14 protein-coding genes are annotated in these 17,860 nt (G+C 67.5%); 2 read left to right on the top strand and 12 right to left on the bottom strand.

The window, feature by feature from the left end:
* Nucleotides 1-69: 69 nt before the first annotated feature.
* Both ACQCVD_RS06035 and ACQCVD_RS06030 read right to left on the bottom strand, forming a co-directional pair.
* On the bottom strand, nucleotides 70-1,215 hold the full coding sequence (locus ACQCVD_RS06035) for a cutinase family protein (RefSeq protein ID WP_426822812.1): 1,146 nt from the start codon (nucleotides 1,213-1,215) through the stop codon (nucleotides 70-72).
* Nucleotides 1,216-1,312: 97 nt separating this feature from the next.
* Entirely contained in the window at nucleotides 1,313-1,966 is a 654-nt protein-coding gene (locus ACQCVD_RS06030; RefSeq protein WP_426822811.1) for a GntR family transcriptional regulator, read from the bottom strand.
* Between the two features lie 275 nt (nucleotides 1,967-2,241).
* On the opposite strand from ACQCVD_RS06030, the gene ACQCVD_RS06025 reads away from it, so the two are divergent.
* On the top strand, nucleotides 2,242-5,100 hold the full coding sequence (locus ACQCVD_RS06025) for an FAD-binding and (Fe-S)-binding domain-containing protein (protein WP_426822810.1): 2,859 nt from the start codon (nucleotides 2,242-2,244) through the stop codon (nucleotides 5,098-5,100).
* 115 nt (nucleotides 5,101-5,215) lie between these two features.
* Here the strand turns inward: ACQCVD_RS06025 and ACQCVD_RS06020 are convergent, their stop codons facing one another.
* From ACQCVD_RS06020 to ACQCVD_RS05975, 10 genes are all read right to left on the bottom strand, one after another.
* Complete coding sequence (locus tag ACQCVD_RS06020; protein ID WP_426822809.1) at nucleotides 5,216-6,508, bottom strand: glutamate-5-semialdehyde dehydrogenase; 1,293 nt, start codon at nucleotides 6,506-6,508, stop codon at nucleotides 5,216-5,218.
* Nucleotides 6,509-6,769: 261 nt separating this feature from the next.
* Nucleotides 6,770-7,165 carry a hypothetical protein gene (locus tag ACQCVD_RS06015; RefSeq protein WP_426822808.1) on the bottom strand — a complete coding sequence of 132 codons (396 nt, stop codon included), beginning with the start codon at nucleotides 7,163-7,165 and terminating at the stop codon, nucleotides 6,770-6,772.
* Nucleotides 7,162-7,365: a hypothetical protein gene (locus ACQCVD_RS06010; protein ID WP_426822807.1), complete on the bottom strand. Its 204-nt coding sequence runs from the start codon at nucleotides 7,363-7,365 to the stop codon at nucleotides 7,162-7,164. Before ACQCVD_RS06010 ends, ACQCVD_RS06015 begins: the two co-directional genes overlap by 4 nt.
* A 14-nt stretch (nucleotides 7,366-7,379) precedes the next feature.
* Nucleotides 7,380-8,294 (bottom strand): D-isomer specific 2-hydroxyacid dehydrogenase family protein, encoded by a 915-nt coding sequence (locus tag ACQCVD_RS06005; RefSeq protein ID WP_426822806.1) that lies wholly within the window; start codon nucleotides 8,292-8,294, stop codon nucleotides 7,380-7,382.
* A gap of 83 nt (nucleotides 8,295-8,377) precedes the next feature.
* Nucleotides 8,378-9,310, bottom strand: a complete 933-nt coding sequence (locus tag ACQCVD_RS06000; protein ID WP_426822805.1) for a D-isomer specific 2-hydroxyacid dehydrogenase family protein — start codon at nucleotides 9,308-9,310, stop codon at nucleotides 8,378-8,380.
* A gap of 24 nt (nucleotides 9,311-9,334) precedes the next feature.
* Nucleotides 9,335-10,438 (bottom strand): glutamate 5-kinase, encoded by a 1,104-nt coding sequence (proB, locus tag ACQCVD_RS05995; protein ID WP_426822864.1) that lies wholly within the window; start codon nucleotides 10,436-10,438, stop codon nucleotides 9,335-9,337.
* Between the two features lie 246 nt (nucleotides 10,439-10,684).
* The gene (gene obgE / locus ACQCVD_RS05990) at nucleotides 10,685-12,202 is read right to left on the bottom strand and encodes a GTPase ObgE (RefSeq protein ID WP_426822804.1); all 1,518 of its coding nucleotides are present in this window, start codon (nucleotides 12,200-12,202) and stop codon (nucleotides 10,685-10,687) included.
* A 278-nt stretch (nucleotides 12,203-12,480) separates the two neighbouring features.
* Nucleotides 12,481-12,762: a 50S ribosomal protein L27 gene (gene rpmA / locus ACQCVD_RS05985; protein WP_426822803.1), complete on the bottom strand. Its 282-nt coding sequence runs from the start codon at nucleotides 12,760-12,762 to the stop codon at nucleotides 12,481-12,483.
* A gap of 45 nt (nucleotides 12,763-12,807) precedes the next feature.
* Nucleotides 12,808-13,113, bottom strand: coding sequence for a 50S ribosomal protein L21 (rplU, locus tag ACQCVD_RS05980; RefSeq protein WP_426822802.1), 306 nt, complete (start codon nucleotides 13,111-13,113; stop codon nucleotides 12,808-12,810).
* Nucleotides 13,114-13,313: 200 nt separating this feature from the next.
* On the bottom strand, nucleotides 13,314-16,874 hold the full coding sequence (locus tag ACQCVD_RS05975) for a translation initiation factor IF-2 N-terminal domain-containing protein (RefSeq protein WP_426822801.1): 3,561 nt from the start codon (nucleotides 16,872-16,874) through the stop codon (nucleotides 13,314-13,316).
* Between the two features lie 251 nt (nucleotides 16,875-17,125).
* On the opposite strand from ACQCVD_RS05975, the gene ACQCVD_RS05970 reads away from it, so the two are divergent.
* Entirely contained in the window at nucleotides 17,126-17,845 is a 720-nt protein-coding gene (locus tag ACQCVD_RS05970) for a hypothetical protein (protein WP_426822800.1), read from the top strand.
* Nucleotides 17,846-17,860: the final 15 nt, after the last annotated feature.

Genomic DNA, 17,860 nt, shown 5'->3' with positions numbered 1-17,860 from the left:
ACCAGTAAAAGAGACTATCTTTTCCGTCAGACTATCGGAGCGGGAACGTCTCCGGGCCGGAATGAGGTGTCAGCCGAGGCGCACCTCGTCCACCCAGGCAGCGAAGTTCCGGGTGACCTGCAGCTCATCCGCCCGGTGCGCGGGGACGTCGGTGAAATAGTCCAGGTGCGTACCGGTGAGCCGGGAACTGCCCGCCGGGAGCGACTGCAGGTGCAGGTCGCACACGAGGTCACCGGCCAGACAATATTCGAGCCGGTTATCGGTGGCGGCCAGCTGATCGGAACTGGGGCCGCGCCATCGCAGAACCCCACCACCCTCGGCCCCCTGGCCGATCAGCCATGGACTGTGGCGCTCCAGCAGGGGGTTGCCCAGATAGATGGCACCGGCCAGCGTTCCTCGCTGCGCCAGGGGTTTCTCCGCATTCGCCAGGGCCGCGGCGCCCTGGGAGTAACCGGCCAGGATGTACTGCGGGAAGCAGCCGGTCTCCTCGACCAGTTCCACTGCCGCCCTGACCCCCTCGGTACCTCGTTCGAGGCTGTCGAAGAAGTTGGCCGCGGTGTCCTTCACCACCTGCCCGGCGCTGCTGCCTGCCGCCGAGAGACCCTGTTCCGGGCGGAAATGCGTGGCCGGGTACAGGCTCTCATCCAACCCCAGGACGTACACATCCTCCATCAGGGACTCACCCGGGTGGTCACGCCGGTACTGTTCCTCGACCGCCCGGAAGAACAGCCGCCATGTCTCCGCCTCCCGGCCGTTGGAGACCCAGGGGGCGGTGTCGGAGTAGCGGGTGGGGATGAGCTTGAAGTTCTGGCCACTGCCACGCCCGGCGATGACCACCACCTCAGGACAGACCCCGGATTCCTCGATGCCGAGTGCCGGGTCATAGTAACCAATCTCCACCAGTTCATCCACGAAGCCGGCCAGCACGAGTTCCTCGGCGTAACCGAGTTCCACCAGGCGGACCAGGTGCCCCTCGGCGACCAGAGCCGCGATGTTGCCCGCTGCGACCTCCTCGTGCAGACGGGCATCCACGCGTTCCTGCGGAGTGGAACTTGTCCCCTGCGGGAACTCCGAACTCCCGGAGACTGTGGGACCACCCGAGCTGCCGGAGCTGAGCGAACTACCTGTGGCGACCGCCGGCCCGGCGATGGTCAGGATCGATGCCACCAGGAACGCCGCTGCCCGCCGGCCCCAGTATCCGGAGAATCGGCCCATGTTCTTCTTCCTGAGGGTTCCGGAGTGGATCCCGATATTCCACTCTCAACTGAATGTCAGAGTAACCAAAGGAATGGGCTTCTGCCGGGTTTTCGGATCAACCCCCACGGAGCCGGGTGGCCAGACGCCGCCGCGAGCGGGAGATGTGTTCCTGTAGCAGCGCCACTGCGGCCGGTTCATCCCCGGTCTCGATATAGTCGAGCAGCAGCTCGTGCTCCCGCACGATGGTGCCCTCCGCCAACAGCGCCGCCCCCTGCACCTGGACCATGCACAGCCGGATCTCGTCACTGAGTCCGCGGTAGATGACGGAGGTGCGCTCGCTGGCCAGCGCGTCCACCAGTGCGGAATGGAACCGGACGTCGGGTTCCACCAGCTCCAGCGGTGAGGCCTCCCCCATTGCGGCGATCTCTGCGTTGGCGCCGCGGGCATCCGCCGGGGCCAACCGGAGCTGCGCCAGCCGGCGCACCGCCTCGGACTCGATGAGTTCGCGCGTCCGGTAGATGTCTTCCACGTCAGTCGGGCTGAGACGTGTCACCCGGGCACTCCGGTGCACCCGCCGACTCAGCAGCCGCGAGGCCACCAGGGATTCGATGGCGCTTTTCGCGGTCGCCCGGGAAACCTCGTACTCGGCGGCGATCTCCACCTCCCCCAGCGCCGTGCCCGGCACCAACTCACCGGCGAGCACCCGGGCACGCAGGTGTTCACCCACCTGCTCTGCAGCCGGCTGTCCCGCCCGATCGCCCATGTCCATCCCTTCATCCTACGTCGGCACCAGCGGTGCCCCGCCGCCCACCGTGGCCGCCCGGACCCCGCATGTCGACGCCGCGTCCGGCGACGTCGATAACGCGGAGCCGCCTACCCCACGGGACCTGTGCCACCAGAAAACCTCGCCTGTGACTTGACTCACGTATCGCGCTGCCCGATAATTGCTGGACAAGAACCCCAGATTGTCCAACAACTTTTGCTGGTCCTCCCTACCCTCCTGTCGGCCGGCACCTGTGGCACACACTTCCCGAATGAGGCAGCATGACCACCACCACCGCACCCACCCCAGCCCCCACCATGGTGCCCCCGCCCCTGCCCACCGGCATCTGTGAGGCGGTCACTCACCCGGAACGGATCCACACCCGGTTGATCGACCGGGTCGCCTACGCCAGCGACGCTTCGCACTACCACCGCACGCCGCAGGCGGTCATCGTCGCGGACAATGCCCGTGAAGTGGGCCAGATCCTGCGTGCGGCACGGGACAGCGCTACGCCGGTGACCCTGCGCTCCGGGGGAACCAGTCTCGCGGGGCAGGGCTCCACGGAGGGACTGCTCATCGACGTCCGGAAGAATTTCCGCGACATCCGGGTGCTCGACGGTGGTGCCCGTCTCTGGGCGCAACCAGGTGCGACGGTCCGTCAGGTCAACGCCCAGTTGGCCCCCTACCGGCACAAATTCGGTCCGGACCCGGCCAGCGAGGCAGCTGCCACCATTGGCGGCGTCATCAACAACAACTCCTCCGGCATGGCCTGCGGCACCGAGTTCAACACCTACCGCACCCTCGAGTCGATGGTCTTCGTGCTGACCAGCGGCACTGTCATCGATTCCGCCGACCCGGACGCGGAACGGCAGCTGCGGCAACAGGAACCCGAACTCGTCGAGGCCCTCATCCGGCTGCAGCGCCGCGTGCGCTCGAACCCGGAGTCGGTGCGAATCATCGAGCGGCAGTTCTCCCTCAAGAACACCATGGGTTACGGACTCAACGCCTTCCTGGACTTCGACAATGTCCTGGACCTGCTGGTGCACCTCATCATCGGCTCCGAGGGAACCCTGGCGTTCGTCGCCGAAGCGGTGTTCCGCACGGTGCCGGTCAGCCCGCTCACCACCACGTCGGTGGCGGTCTTCCCCACCCTGGATGCCGCCGCCCGCACTCTGCCCGCCCTCGTCACCACGGGAGCCGCCACCCTGGAGCTGATGGACGCCACCTCCATCCGGGTCGGCCAGTCCATCACCGGCACGCCGGCGGCGATCAACGGCTTCGAGGTCGGCACCCAGGCCGCCCTGCTCATCGAGTACCAGGCCGACACCGCCGAGGAGATCGAATACTACCGGCGGGCGGGAACCGAAGTTCTGGAGGGGGTGGAACTGTTCTCACCGGCCGCCTTCGCTGCGGACCCTGCAAACCGCACCGCCGCCTGGAACTTCCGCAAGGGTCTCTACGCCAGCGTCGCCGGCAACCGACGTCCCGGCACCACCGCCCTGCTCGAGGACATCGTCGTCCCGGTGCCCGACCTGGCCACCGCCAGTGAGTCCCTGCAGCAGCTGTTCCGGGAGCACGGCTACGACGACGGTGTCATCTTCGGCCATGCCAAGGACGGCAACCTGCACTTCGTGATCGCGGACCGCTTCGACACCGAGGCATCGCTGATCCGCTACGACGCCTTCAACGACGCCATGGCGGAGATGGTGTGGGGCTTCCACGGCAACCTCAAGGCCGAGCACGGGACCGGCCGGGCCATGGCCCCCTACGTCCGCGGCCAATACGGCGATGAACTCTACGAGGTCATGCTCGAGCTCAAGGGGGCGATCGACCCGGGCCGGATGCTCAATCCCGGGGTGATCCTCGAAGAGAGGCCCGGCGCGCATACCGAGCACCTGAAGGTCACCGAACCGATCGAGGAAGAAGCCGAGCGCTGCGTGGAATGCGGTTTCTGCGAGCCGGTCTGTCCCAGCAGGCAACTGACCCTGACCCCGCGCCAACGCATTGTGGTCCGCCGCGCCCAGTCCAAGGCCCGCGCCCGCGGCGACCAGGCCTTCATAGAGGAGCTGGAGAAGGACTACGACTATGCCGGGATGCAGACCTGCGCGGTGGACGGCATGTGTCAGACCGCCTGCCCGGTGGAGATCAACACCGGTGACCTGGTCCGGCGGCTACGCCGGGAGGACGCAGGGAAGCTGGCGGACGCTGGGTGGGACCTGGCCGCCCGCGCCTGGAGCGGAGTCACCGTCGGCGGTTCCCTGGCGCTGAGCATCGCGGACAGGCTCCCCGCCGCCCTGGTGCGCGGAGCGACCACTGCCGCGCGACAGGTGGCCGGAGCCGAGAACGTGCCGCAATACGATGCCGGCCTCCCCGGCGGCGGTTCCCGCCGCGCGCCGCGCCAGGGCTTCTTCGGAGCACCGCCGGGGCCGGAGACAAAGGTTCTCGGCATCTACCTGCCGGCATGCGTGAACACCATGTTCGGCCCTGAAGCAGACGGGATCGGGGTCACCGAGGCATTCCGGCGACTGCTCGAGCGCAGCGGTGCCACGCTGCTGGTGCCGGCCGGAATCGACTCCCTGTGCTGTGGCACGCCGTGGTCCTCGAAGGGCATGTCCAGCGGGCACGAGACCATGGCGGCCCGGGTGCGGCACCTGGCGCGCACCGCAACCCGCGGCGGCAGCCTGCCGGTGATCAGTGACGCCGCCAGCTGCACCGAAGGGTTTTCCAAGTTGCTGTCCGATGAGCGGATCGAGGTCCTCGACGCCGTGACCTTCACCGCGCGCCACCTGCTCTCCGAGCTGGAGACGACCAACGCTGTGTCGGAGCTCGTGCTCCACCCGACCTGCTCCTCGCGCCACCTGGGGATCGACGATGATCTCCGGCAGGTCGCGGCGGTCGCGGCCGACACCGTGCATGTCCCGATCACCTGGGGATGCTGCGGCTTCGCCGGGGACCGTGGCATGCTCCACCCGGAGTTGACCGCTTCGGCCACCGCCCCGGAAGCGGCCGAGGTGGCACGTCTGGATGCCGAAGCCCACGCCTCCTGCAACCGGACCTGTGAGATCGGCATGACCCGGGCCACCGGGCAGAACTACCAGCACGTGCTGGAGATCCTGGAGCAGGCCACGGCGCCGCGGTAATGCGGGGACACAGTCAACCGACGACAGATCCCGACGGAGAACGAAACCCGCCTGCGGTGGTTCCGGGACCACCGCAGGCGGGTTGTGGCGGGCCCTCAGTGGCCAGGCTGTGGCTTTAGGGCCGGGTCTGCCCCGTGCCCTGCAGGATCCACTTGGAGCTGGTCAGCTCCGGCAGGGCCATCGGCCCGCGGGCGTGCAGCTTCTGCGTGGAGATACCGATCTCCGCACCCATGCCGTAGACCTCACCGTCCGTGAAGGCGGTGGAGGCGTTGAGCATGACGGCGGCGGCGTCCACCTCGTCGGCGAACTTCTGGACGGCGAAGACGTTGTTCGAGGCGATGGCCTCGGTGTGGCCCGAGCCGTACTTCGCAATGTGGGCGATGGCCTCATCCACATCGCCGACGACGGCGACGGCGATGTCGAAGGAGAGGTACTCGTCGGTCCAGTCCTCGTCGGTGGCCTCCACCACATCGGTGGCGCCGAAGGACTCGAGCTCCGCAACCTTGCCGTGGACGGTGACCCCGGCCTCCTGCAGGGCTTTGACCACCTTCAGCTTGTCCTCGTCCGGCAGCCCGGCGTCCAGGAGGGCCACCTCGGTGGCGTTGCACACGCTACAGCGGCGGGTCTTGCCGTTGATGAGCATATCGATGGCGGCGTCCAGATCCACATCGTCATGGATGTAGAAGTGGCAGTTGCCGGTGCCCGTCTCGATGGCCGGCACCGTGGCGCCGGTGACCACGGCGTTGATCAGGCCGGCACCGCCACGGGGGATGACCAGGTCCACCAGTCCGCGAGCGGTGATGAGATCCTGCACGCTGTCGCGGGACTCGCAGGGCAGCAGCTGCACGGCCTCCCGCGGCAGCCCGAACTTCTCGAGCACGTCCTGCAGGATCTCCACCAGCTGCGCATTAGAGTTCCGGGCGGTCTTGGAGCCACGCAGCAGCGGCACGTTGCCGGACTTGAGCGCCAGGCCGAAGGCATCGACCGTGACGTTCGGGCGGGCCTCGTAGACCATGCCCATCACACCCAGCGGGACACGGACCTTCCGCATCTGGATGCCGTTGTCCATGACCTGGCCGGTGAGGACCTCACCCACCGGATCCTTCAGGCCGGCCACCTGGTGCAGTCCCCCGGCGATCCCCTTGACGCGGTCGGCGTCCAGGCTCAGGCGGTCGACCAGGGACTCGGCCATGCCGTTGGCGCGGCCTTCATCGATGTCCTTCTGGTTCGCGGCCAGGATCTTATCGGTTGACTCGATCAACGCCTCAGCGGCGGCGTTGAGAATCTCGTTCTTGCGCGGCGTCGGCAGCTGTGCCAGCACCGGGGCCACGGCCTTGGCGGCGCGGGCCTTGGTCAGGACTTCTTCGCGTTCAGTGTCTCGGATGTTTGATGCGTCCGTCATACTCATCGAGCATAACGAAAGTCGCAGCACAACGCCGGTCTCTGGTCATCCGGGGGTGGCGATCGGGCGACTGTCGTTGCCGGCTGTCCGGATTCTGCGCCGGTTCCGGGGCCTCGCTCGGATGTGGGAGGCACCCGGATTGAATGTCACGTCGTCGGCCTCAATTACAGACTGCGGGTCTCACTGTGGAGTCTACTCCCGAGGCCCCGCCCACCGCGGTGCCGGAACGCCCCGCTGTGGGAGACTCCCTCTGAGCTCCCGCCACCTCTACCCGGCCCGGCCGCCTCCGGATAGACGATGCGCTTCCACGGGGGAAGCCGCCCTGTCCGCGAGCCTCTTCACCGCACGAGGGCCGTCCGGTGGGCGGAGATCGATGCCGGGTATCCCGTTCTCCTTGTAGACGATGCCTTGCATCCACGTGTCCACGGCATTGGAGTCCAGCTTCAGCTGTGGCTCCCCCGGTGTCGGCACAGTCTCCCGGTCCTTACCCGACACCATCGTCGCTGGGACCTTCGGCTGCAGCGAGACCTTCCGGTCGCTCAGGTCCTTGAGTCGGGCGTAGACTGTGCCGTCCACCATGGTCAGGACGCGGCGCTTGACGTCATCGGGGCCCAGTTCCCGCAGATACTTTGCCAGCTCCGCCGCATCGGCCTCGTCCGTCACCGGACCGGCCGCGTCCCCATCGCCGGCTGACCGCCCCCGTCAGCAGGTTCCTCGGCCACCGGGAAGCCCGGGTCGAGGTCACGCAGCAGCACGTCCGGGCCGATGTGGACCCTGAGGTGGCCACGGTCCGGGTGGTCGGGTTCCCAGGTTTCATCACACCGGCGGCCACCGTGGCGGCAGAGCCAGTCATGCCGTGACAAGCGCCGGTGGACGGTCAGTAACCGGCGGCGACGTCCACCTCGTGCGGCATCCGTTCCCCCGCCTCGAAGGCCCGCGCATTTTCCACGGTCAATGCACCGGTGAGTGCCTCGATGCGCTCCGGCGTGTTCGCCGTGTGCGGGGTGATCAGGGCATTGTTCATGTCCCACAGCGGGTGACCGTCCGGCAGGGGCTCCGGATCCGTCACGTCGAGCGCGGCACCGGCGATCTCCCCGTCCTGCAGCGCCGCTACGAGATCGTCGGTGTTGACCAGCGGCCCGCGGCCGGCGTTGACCACTACGGCGGTCTTCTTCATCCTGGCGAAGAGGTCCTTGTTGAAGAAGTGGTGGGTCTGCTCCGTCAGCGGGAGCAGCACGATGAAGTAGTCCGCTTCTCCCCAGACGTGGTCCGCCTGCTCCATCGGAACGGTCTCATCGGCCCCCGCCACCGGCCGCCCGGAGTTATTCACGGCGATGATCCGGGTGCGGAAGGGTTTGAGCATCGGGATCATCTCCTTCGCGATTCCTCCGGCACCGACCAACGCCACCGTCTTATTGGCGTGGAGCCAGTCCGTCCCGGCGGCGACCTCGTCCCGCACGTCCCAGGTTTTCGCGAGGGTCACCGTCTTGTGCTGGTGCAGCACGGCCAGCAGCAGACCCATGGAGGATTCCGCCACCGTGGGTCCGTAGGTGCCGGAGGCATTGGCCCAGCGCACCTTGTCGCTGAGGGCACCCGCGGTGCTGAAGGCGTCAACCCCCGCGAAGGGCAGCTGGATCCACTTGAGGTTGTCCGGGATCTCGGGAAGGTCCCCGGGACCGCCGGTGAAGATCAGGAAGTCCGCGTCAGACAGTTCCCGGACGAACTCATGCCCCTCCTTCTCCACCTCCGCGATCGTGTTCTCCCACGTCTCCGGCAGCATCGCGAATTTCACTGGGTCGGTCCTTCCTCAAAGTCTCTGGTGTTGGGTCACTCCCGGTCAGTGTAGCGCCGGAACGGCGGCGGTGGCCCCGCCTTCTAGTATCCGGCTTCCGCGTCCACCTCGGTGGGCATCCGCTCACCGCGTTCAAAGGCCGCGGCGTTCTCGATGATCTGCGGGGCCACCAGCAGCCGGGCGATACGCCCGGTGGCGGCGATGTGCGGCAGGATCGTGGCATTCGGCAGCTGCCATAACGGGTGCCCGTCCGGTAGTGGCTCGGGGTCCACCACATCCATCGCTGCTCCCGCGATGGTGCCGTTCTGCAATGCTGTCACGAGGTCATCGGTGACCACGAGCTGTCCGCGGCCGACGTTGACCAGCACCGTGTCCGGCTTCATCTTGGCCAGTACCCCCGCATCCACCATTCCGCGGGTGTCCTCGGTGAGCGGCGCGGTCAGCACGAAGTGGTCCGCCCGGGACCAGACGTGGCCGGCCCGGTCCATCGGATAAGTCTCGTCCGCCCCCGGAACCTCGCGGCCGGAGCGGTTGACGGCGATGACGTGCACACCGAACGGCTCCAGCAGTTTGATGAGTTCCCGCCCGATGCCGCCCGCCCCGATCAGCGCCACCGTCGTGTCATGGAACAGCCAGCCCTGCCGGGCGTCCAGTTCGCCACGGTCACGGAAGCTACCCGCCATGGCGGCCGCCTTGACCTGGTGCAGTTGGGAGAGCAACAGCGACAGGGCGATCTCGGCGACGGGACGGCCGTAGACACCACCGGCGTTGGCCCACCGCACCCCGGGTTTGATGAGGCCACTGTCGATCAGGTGGTCCACCCCGGCAAACGGGTACTGGATAAAACCGATGGACTCCGGCAGGGGGCTCGGCAGTCCGTCCGCGCCGCCTTCGGCGCGGCCCCCGTTGTAGATGAGGAACTTAGCCTCGGCGGGGTCGGTGACATAAGTGTGGCCGGCGGCGACGACCTCGTCGATCACGTCCGGCCACGGCCCTGGGTGCATCGTGAACTTCATGCCCCCAGACTATCCGAGGTGTATTCAGGCCCGGGACGCGTAGTTGGACAGGTAGTCCGCGTGAATGACCGGGCGCTGCATGCCGTCGGGCAGGTCGTGGGTGTGCTGGCCGAGCATGCCCTCGAGGGTCTGCGAATCGTAGGCCACCTCGCCACGGCCGATGATCTCGCCCTCCGGCCCGGTGATCTCCACGATGTCACCGGAGCGGAAGTCGCCGTCGACGTCGTTGATGCCGATCGCCAGCAGGGAACGGCCACCGGCGGTGACCGCTTTGACGGCGCCGGCGTCGACCCGCAGGGTGCCCTGGCTTTCGGCGGCGTAGAGCGCCCAGAATTTCCAGGCCGACAGGCGGTTCTCCTGCGGGTGGAAAACAGTTCCCACCTGCGCGTGGTCCAAGGCCGGGCCGATGTTCTCGGCGGAGGTCAGCAGCACCGGAACCCCACCCCGGGCGGCGAGCCGTGCTGCGGAGACCTTCGAGGCCATGCCGCCGGTGCCCACTTTGCCACCATCGCCGGCGATGACTCCCTTGAGGTCCCTGCCGCTGCGCACCTCGGTGATGAAGTTGGCGTCCGGTTCCGCCGGATTCTTGTCGTAGAGGCCGTCCACGTCGGACAGCAGCACGAGGGCGTCGGCCGAAGCCAGGTGCGCCACGAGCGCGGCCAGCCGGTCGTTGTCCCCGAACCGCATCTCAGAGGTCGCCACGGTGTCGTTCTCGTTGACGATGGGGATGGTGCGCAGCTGCCGGAGCCGGTCGATGGTCCGCTGGGCGTTGCGGGCACGGTCCCGACGTCCCGCGTCCGAGGCCGTCAGCAGCACCTGACCGATGTTACGGCCGTAGCGGGCGAAGGAGCGGCCCCATTCATGCGCCAGGTGCACCTGTCCGACGGCGGCGGCGGCCTGCTTGGTCGCCAGGTCGGTGGGACGTTGCGTGAGCCCGAGCGGAGCCATGCCGGCGGCGACGGCTCCCGATGAGACGAGAATGACGTCGTTGTCCCGGATCATCCGGGCCTGCAGGGCATCGGCGAGAATGTTGATCTGGTTGGGGTCGACGTGGAAATCATCGGTGGTCAGAGACGACGAGCCGATCTTCACCACGATTCGCTTGGCGTTGCGGATCCGGTCCCGCATCTCCGACTCGTGGCCGAAGGCCGGTCCCTCAGCGGTGGCCTCAGCGACGGCGGGAAAATCGGCATCGGAGGTCTCGTCGTCCTTATACGGCTCCACCGGTAGAAGCGCGTCAGTGTCGATCGGTTCCTTTGACTGATTCATGGCTACCGATGGTAGAGGTACCAGGTGACTTTCACCCCCGCTTTTGTGGGGCCGACGGAAATGACCTGGGAAATACCTGGGAAAACCGGAGAAAGTCCGCCGGAGCTACCCTTCCCAACGGGTGCGGGACGCTTCCTCCCCGTCACCGTAGTCGTATTCGTCAATCAGGCCGCGCCGTGCCTGCGAGGCACGCTTGCGCTCTGCCGCGGAGACGCGCTCGTTGGACTGCAACCGGGCGTCGGTGCCGCGGCCCGACGACGTCGGGTCGACGCCCGCGCCCGTCAGCGGCTCCCACTCGAAGGTCACTTCACCGATGGTGACTTCCACGCCCTCGGTCGCGCCCTGCTTGAACAGGGCGTCCTCCACGCCGAGTTTGGCCAACCGGTCGGCCAGGTATCCCACCGCCTCGTCATTTTCGAAGTCGGTCTGCCGGATCCAGCGCTCCACCTTTTCTCCGGTGACCACGTAACCACCCGGGTTCTGCGGATCGGGTTCCACCTTGAAGCCGCTGCCCTTGGCACCGGCGTCGACGGCCTGCGGCCGGATGATGGTGTGGGAGGGGTCCGCCTTGACCTTCGGCTGGGACTTGCGCGCCTGCTGGACGATCTCCAGCAGCTTGTACTTCAGCGGATCCAGCCCCTTCTGGGCCACCGCGGAGATGATGAAGACCGGCCAGCCGAACTGCTCCTCCAGGTCCTCCTTGACAAATTCCGCCAGCTCCTCAGCCTCGGGGACATCGGCCTTGTTCAGCACGATCAATCGGGGCCGCTCCCGCAGGTCCCCCAGCCCGGTGTCCTCCGCCAGCGCCTCCTGATAGGCGGCGAGCTCGGCCTCCAGCGCCTCGATGTCAGAGACCGGGTCTCGTCCCGGTTCAATGCTGGCGGTGTCCACCACGTGCACGAGCACGGCGGTGCGTTCAATGTGGCGCAGGAAATCCAGTCCCAGCCCCTTGCCCTCACTGGCGCCGGGAATCAGGCCGGGCACATCCGCGACGGTGAAGGTGTCGTGTCCGACGTTGACCACCCCCAGGTTCGGGGCCAGGGTGGTGAAGGGGTAGTCACCGATCTTCGGCTTCGCCGCAGAGATCACGCTGATCAACGAGGACTTACCGGCTGAGGGGAAGCCGACCAGGCCGACATCGGCCATGGACTTCAGCTCCAACACCAGGTCCTGCTGCACGCCCGGCTCACCATTGAGGGCGAAGCCGGGCGCCTTGCGGGCATTGGAGGCCAGCGCCGCGTTCCCGAGGCCACCGAAGCCGCCCTTAGCCGCGATGAAACGGGTTCCGGGGGTCACCAGGTCCGCCAGGGTCTCCCCCTGCTCGTCGCGGACGACGGTGCCCGACGGGACCTCCAGGATCACGTCGTTGCCGCGGGCGCCGTTTCGGTGGTCACCCGCACCGTTCGCCCCGCGCTCGGCCTTGATGTGCGGACGGAAGTGGAAGTCCAGCAGCGTGTGCACCTGGTTGGAGACCTCCAGGACAATGTCCCCGCCGTGCCCGCCGTTACCACCGTCCGGTCCGCCGAGCGGTTTGAATTTCTCCCGGTGTACGGACACGCAGCCGTGGCCACCGTCGCCGGCGGCGAGGTGCAGGACCACGCGGTCAACAAAACGGGACGACATGGGACATTCCTCCAATAGATAGTGCTCGGTAGGCTGATGTTATCACCGCTCTACCGGGGGTGAAGCTGCGTTTGGGCGGGACCGCGCTGGCCCAGGCGCAAAAAACGAGTCGGACCGGTGCGATCGGTAGCGCCTGACTTCGGTGCGGCCAACTGCGACAGAACGCGGTACCCACGCAGATCCCACCTCCGGGTTCCACCATCGGTGATGACAAAGACTAATCCCCGGCGCACCAACGGGTGCCCCGGGGATGAAGTCGTCGCAGTCGCGCTAGCAGCCTAAGCGTCGACGGTGACCGGCTCTGCCGGCTGGTTCTGGTCGATGTTGACCATGCGACGGCCGCGCTTGGTGGAGAAGCGCACGGCGCCGGTCTCCAGGGCGAAGAGGGTGTCGTCGCCACCGCGACCGACGTTCTCGCCCGGGTGGAACTTGGTGCCACGCTGGCGGACCAGGATCTCTCCGGCCTTCACCTGCTGGCCACCGAATCGCTTGACGCCAAGGCGCTTGGCCTCGGAATCACGACCGTTGCTGGAGCTTGAAGCACCCTTCTTGGTTGCCATTGGTAGTCCCTCCTCTGGGATCTATTCGATTGCCCTGGAACGGGCTTACTTGATACCGGTGACCTTCAGGACCGTCAGCGGCTGACGGTGACCCTGGCGCTTCTTGTAGCCGGTCTTGTTCTTGTACTTCATGATGCGGATCTTCGGGCCCTTGGCGTGCTCGACGATCTCGGCATTGATGCTGACGGAGGAAAGATCCTCAGCCTTGGACTTGACGGTTGCGCCATCGACGAGCAGAACCGGGGTGAGAGCCACGGACGAACCCGGCTCACCCTCGATCTTCTCGACCTTGACGAGGTCACCTTCGGCAACCTTGTACTGCTTTCCGCCGGTCTTGACGATCGCGTACATAGGAGGGCTACCCCTTATCTATAACTCGACTCAGACGGCCGGGAGCCCAGCAGTCTGATTGGACTGAAATTGCTGTTAGCGTTTCGGGTCTACCGGAGATCCGGACGTCTCGATCGCATGTCACTGACACGCTCACGGGACCCAAAACAGCGACTGTCAAAGAATACCGCGTTCACGTCCGGAATGACAAACCGCCGTTATCAGCGGTTGCTTCGCCGCGCCGAACGACGCCCGGAGCGCGAGCGCGCACCCGCTGTCGGGTTCTTCCGGGCCGGCGGGGCCACCTCCGGCTCCGGAGCCGCAGAGGGAGCGGAGACGGTCGGAGCCTTGCGTACCACCCGGCGCCGTCCCCGACCACTGCGCTTGTCCGCCCGTTCAGCGTCCTGCCGGGCCGGCTCCGCCTGTCGGGTGGGGCTGGTCTCCGGTGCGGAAACCTGCGATTCTCCGGTGGTTCCGGTGTGGCGGCGTACCACGCGACGACGGTTCCGCCGCCCCCGCGGGGCAGGGGTCTCCGCCGGGGCTTCAGCCGGGGTCACCGGCTGCCCGGTCTCCGGGAGCTCCGCCGCCGTGTCCCGGCCAGCCGGAACACGGGAGTCCGTCGCCTGGTAATCCGCGGGATCCGGGCGGTGGTCGGAACGCGAGTTTCCGCGGGTGCGGCGCTTACGCCGGGGCGAGGCCTCGAACTCGGCGACGGCCTGCTCATAACCGCCCTTCGGCGCTGCCGCATCGGCCGCCTCAGCCTTCGGTTCCGTCGGCATCTGCTCCACTGCGGTGTAGGCGGCACCGCTGGGCTCCGCCGGATCCTCCTGGTCCGCGCGATCCACGGCCGCTGCGACGATGCTCTCCAGCTCACTGGACGGATCCGGTTCATCCTCCGGCTGCTCGACGGGCACCCGGCGCTCGGTGACGACCTCAGTGCGCTCGGTCGACCGACGCCGGCCCCGTCCCCGGCTGCCCCGGCGTCCCCGCCCGCGCGAGCTGCCGGACGCGGTGTCCCGCTCCGTCGCCCCGTCCTCGACCACGACGGCGGCAGCGAGCTCCTCAAGGCTCTTCTCCGGATCCGAGGTCTCCGCCGCCACGGGAGCCGCCGATGGCGTGTTCCGGTGCGCGGCCTGCGCCGCCGGGTGCTCGTGCGGAGCCGGGGCCGCCGGTGCGGCGGGACGCTTCTTCGCATGCTTGCTGTACACGGGAGCCTCGTCGTGCTCGACGGGATCCTCGTGCAGGATCAGGCCGCGCCCGCCACAGTGTTCGCACTCGGTGGAGAAGGTCTCCAGCAGCCCCGTTCCCAGGCGCTTGCGGGTGAGCTGGACCAGCCCCAGAGAGGTCACCTCGGACACCTGGTGCCGGGTACGGTCCCGCCCCAGCGACTCCGTCAGACGGCGCAGCACCAGGCTACGGTTTTCGGGCAGCACCATGTCGATGAAGTCAACCACGATCATGCCGCCGATGTCGCGCAGCCGCAGCTGCCGGACGATCTCCTCCGCAGCCTCCAGGTTGTTGCGGGTCACCGTCTCCTCCAGGTTGCCGCCGGAGCCGGTGAACTTGCCGGTGTTGACGTCGACGACGGTCATCGCCTCGGTGCGGTCGATGACCAGTGAACCGCCGGAGGGCAGCCACACCTTCCGCGACAACGCCTTCTGCAGTTGCTCGTCGACCCGGTAATGCCCGAAGGCGTCCTGGTCCTGATGGGCCGCGCGATCGAATTTGTGCACGCGGTCCAGCAGGTCAGGGGCCACGGACTGAACGTAGGCGTGGACCATGTTCCACGCCTTGGGGCCGTCGACCACCAAACGCTGGAAATCCTCGTTGAACAGGTCCCGGATGACCTTGATCAACATGTTCGGCTCCTCGTACATGGTCACCGGCTTGGCGCCCTTGGAGTCCTTCTCCTTCTCAGCTGCCTTCTGGATGTCCTCCCACCGCTGGTGCAGCCGCTGCACGTCCGCGCCGATGGCCTCTTCGGAGACCCCTTCCGCGGCAGTGCGGATGATCGCTCCACCCTGGCCGGGCACCACGGCCTTGAGGATCTCCTTGAGCCGCTTGCGTTCCGGTGCGGGCAGCTTCCGGGAGATGCCGGCGGAACGGCCGCCCGGCACATAGACCAGGAAGCGGCCGGCCAGAGAGATCTGGGTGGTCAGGCGAGCGCCCTTGTGTCCCACCGGGTCCTTGGTCACCTGAACCAGAACCTGATCGCCGCTACGCAGTGCCTGCTCAATGCGACGGGAACGACCGCCCAGCCCCGCGGCCTTCCAGTCCACTTCACCGGCGTAGAGCACGCCGTTGCGCCCCTTGCCGATGTCGATGAAGGCGGCTTCCATGCTGGGCAGCACATTCTGCACGCGGCCGAGGTAGATGTTGCCGATCAGTGACGCCTGCTCCTCGGAGGTCACGAAGTGCTCGACCAGCAGCTCATCCTCGAGCACGCCCACCTGTGTGACCAGTCCCGGGTGATCGTGTCGGTGACGTTCGCGCACCACCATGGTGCGGTCGACGGACTCCCGCCGGGCCAGGAACTCCGCCTGCGAGACGATGTGTCGCTTCTTCTTGTTTTCCTCGCGCATCTCGGCGCGACGGCGCTTCTGGGACTCCAGTCGCGTGGAGCCGTGCAGTGCCACCGGCTCCTCGGGCAGCGGTTCTGGTTCGGTCACCTCCTCCGGAGCCGCGGGGGCGACGGCTTCCCCGTCCCCGGTGGGCTCGACGTCTTCCACCTGGGAGACGTCTTCGCCGGTCGGTTGCTCCTCCCCACCGCGGCCACGGCTACCGCCCCGACGTCCCCGGCGGCGGCGTCGTGACGTCGCGGTGGTGGCCTCCTTGTCCTGCTCCTCCGGGGCAGCATCGCCCTCGGTGGTGGCGTCGGCCGTCGGTGCGTCCTCTGCCGGCTCGGCGGTCTGTGTGGTCTCGCCGACCGTGGGGGCCCGGAAAATCGGCGGCTGGAAAACGGGCTCGTCGACCGGGGCCGGAGTGATGTCCGAGACGACGTCCTCCAGGAGCTCGGCGTCTCGCTCAGCTTCCGCGGACGCGAGGAAGCTGTCCGGGATGGATACGGCACCTGCTGCCGAGGTGTCCCCTGATTCCTGCGTGGCGCTGGCGGGCCCGGTTCCGGCCGGTTCCGCGGGGTGCTCGGCCAGCTCGCGCTCGACCTTCTCCTCGATCTGGTGGATCTCATTGGCGACGTTCTTCTCCACCCGCTGGCGGATCTTCTCCACCGGCTCCGCATCCGGATTGCCGGGGGCTTCCTCGGCGGGCTTGCCTAAGGCGTCGAGCAGTGCGCCCGATTCTTCCAGGCTGAGCGTGGACTGCGCGACCTTGACCAGGCCGATGGTGTCCAGTGCGGCGATGACGTCCTTGGAGGTCATACCGAGCAGTTTCGCCAGGGCGTGCACCCGCATTTTCGGGGTCAGCTGGGAGCGGTCGAAGTCCGCAGCGAGCACCGCGGAAGCCGGTACCGGGTTCTCCTCCTGCGGTTGCGCCACGGCGGGGGCGTCGGCACGCTTGGTGGCCGTCTTCCGGCTGGTCTTGCGGGAGGTCTTGCGCGGCGTGGACTTCTGGCCCGGCTTCCGGGTGGCGTTCCCCTTCGTCCCGTCTCCACCGCCGTCACCGGCGGCCTCCGGCCCGGTTTCCGCGGTGGCTGCGGTACCCGTGGTGTTGCCGGTCGACGGAGCCGGGGAGGTTTTTCTGGTGGTCTTGCGCGTGCTGCGGCGGCGGCCGTGGGGACGCGGATCTTCGGTGCTGTCGGGGGTGGCGTCGGCGGAATCTGCCATGTTCAACTCCTATGTCATTGTCCCCGTCAATTCTCCCGGGCGCTGGCAGTACCGTGTGCTGCCGCCGCCGCGCAGGAGAACTGCGGGTATGGGTTATTCAAGTCTTCGGTCGGGGACGTCGAAGCGGTTCAGCGGATTCCGGTGCGGAACCGGAAGCGAACTGCGTCTAGTCGTCGCTCCATTGTCGCACAGAAACATTCGCGCCAGTTGGTGACCCGACCAGACGGGACCGCAGGGTAGTCTGTCCGGCGATGGGCACACGTGAGAATGCGACCGGTGCCGGAGAACTCAGCAGAGCACTGGTCCCGGGCATCGGGCTCGGCGCGGCGATGTCCCTGATCCGGTTCGATCTTCCACTGTGGGGCGTCCTCGTCGCCGTCGCCGCCTTCGGCGTGCTGGCGCTGACCCACCCACAGTTCCTGCGCGGCGGTGGCACGGAACAGCGCACCCTTTCCAGCGCTGACCACACCCGCTCGGAGCTGCTGGCGCCGTTCATCGTGCCCGGCGTGACCATGCTCGCCTCTTTCGCCCTGGAACCCACCTCGGTCGAGCCCGTGATCGCCGCTCCCGCAACGTTCCTCGCGATGACCGCCACCAGCACCTGGGCGTTACTGCGGGCCAGCCGGCGGGAACGCCTCCTGGGGCGGCGCCGGGCAGCCGCAGCCCTGGAGAAGGCACCGTTCGAGGAGGCTACGGCGAGCCGCATCGCTGCGGTGAGCAGCCCTGACGCCCGGTCGGTACTGGGTGGCCTGAGCCGGATCGGGGCCGTGGACGGCATCCAGGTGCGCCTGTGGCGGTTGGCGAAGGCCGTGGACACCGACATCGACCACCTGTACACCACCTGTCGGGAGCTGGAGAAGATCGGAATCGTCCGGGTTTCGGGCATCGACTCCGGCCCGGATAAGCCCCGGAACCTCGTGGAACTCACCCCCGTCGGGGTGCGCACGCTGCGCGAGTCCCGCTCGCGCTGACGCCGGGTACCGACG

This window comes from Corynebacterium halotolerans (genome assembly GCF_050107895.1).
Classification (GTDB): Bacteria; Actinomycetota; Actinomycetes; order Mycobacteriales; family Mycobacteriaceae; genus Corynebacterium; species Corynebacterium halotolerans_B.
Note: the sequence above shows the minus strand (reverse complement) of the source record. Positions and strands in the feature narration are given on the sequence as shown.

Excerpts from the sequence above, each read along its gene's own strand:
- ACQCVD_RS05975 (WP_426822801.1), bottom strand. The coding sequence starts at position 16,874 with ATGGCAGATTCCGCCGACGCCACCCCCGACAGCACCGAAGATCCGCGT.
- ACQCVD_RS06030 (WP_426822811.1), bottom strand. The coding sequence starts at position 1,966 with ATGGACATGGGCGATCGGGCGGGACAGCCGGCTGCAGAGCAGGTGGGT.
- ACQCVD_RS06025 (WP_426822810.1), top strand. The coding sequence starts at position 2,242 with ATGACCACCACCACCGCACCCACCCCAGCCCCCACCATGGTGCCCCCG.
- ACQCVD_RS05970 (WP_426822800.1), top strand. The coding sequence starts at position 17,126 with ATGGGCACACGTGAGAATGCGACCGGTGCCGGAGAACTCAGCAGAGCA.
- proB (WP_426822864.1), bottom strand. The coding sequence starts at position 10,438 with ATGCGGGACCGGATCCGCAACGCCAAGCGAATCGTGGTGAAGATCGGC.
- rpmA (WP_426822803.1), bottom strand. The coding sequence starts at position 12,762 with ATGGCAACCAAGAAGGGTGCTTCAAGCTCCAGCAACGGTCGTGATTCC.
- rplU (WP_426822802.1), bottom strand. The coding sequence starts at position 13,113 with ATGTACGCGATCGTCAAGACCGGCGGAAAGCAGTACAAGGTTGCCGAA.
- ACQCVD_RS06035 (WP_426822812.1), bottom strand. The coding sequence starts at position 1,215 with ATGGGCCGATTCTCCGGATACTGGGGCCGGCGGGCAGCGGCGTTCCTG.
- obgE (WP_426822804.1), bottom strand. The coding sequence starts at position 12,202 with ATGTCGTCCCGTTTTGTTGACCGCGTGGTCCTGCACCTCGCCGCCGGC.
- ACQCVD_RS06000 (WP_426822805.1), bottom strand. The coding sequence starts at position 9,310 with ATGAAGTTCACGATGCACCCAGGGCCGTGGCCGGACGTGATCGACGAG.
- ACQCVD_RS06020 (WP_426822809.1), bottom strand. The coding sequence starts at position 6,508 with ATGAGTATGACGGACGCATCAAACATCCGAGACACTGAACGCGAAGAA.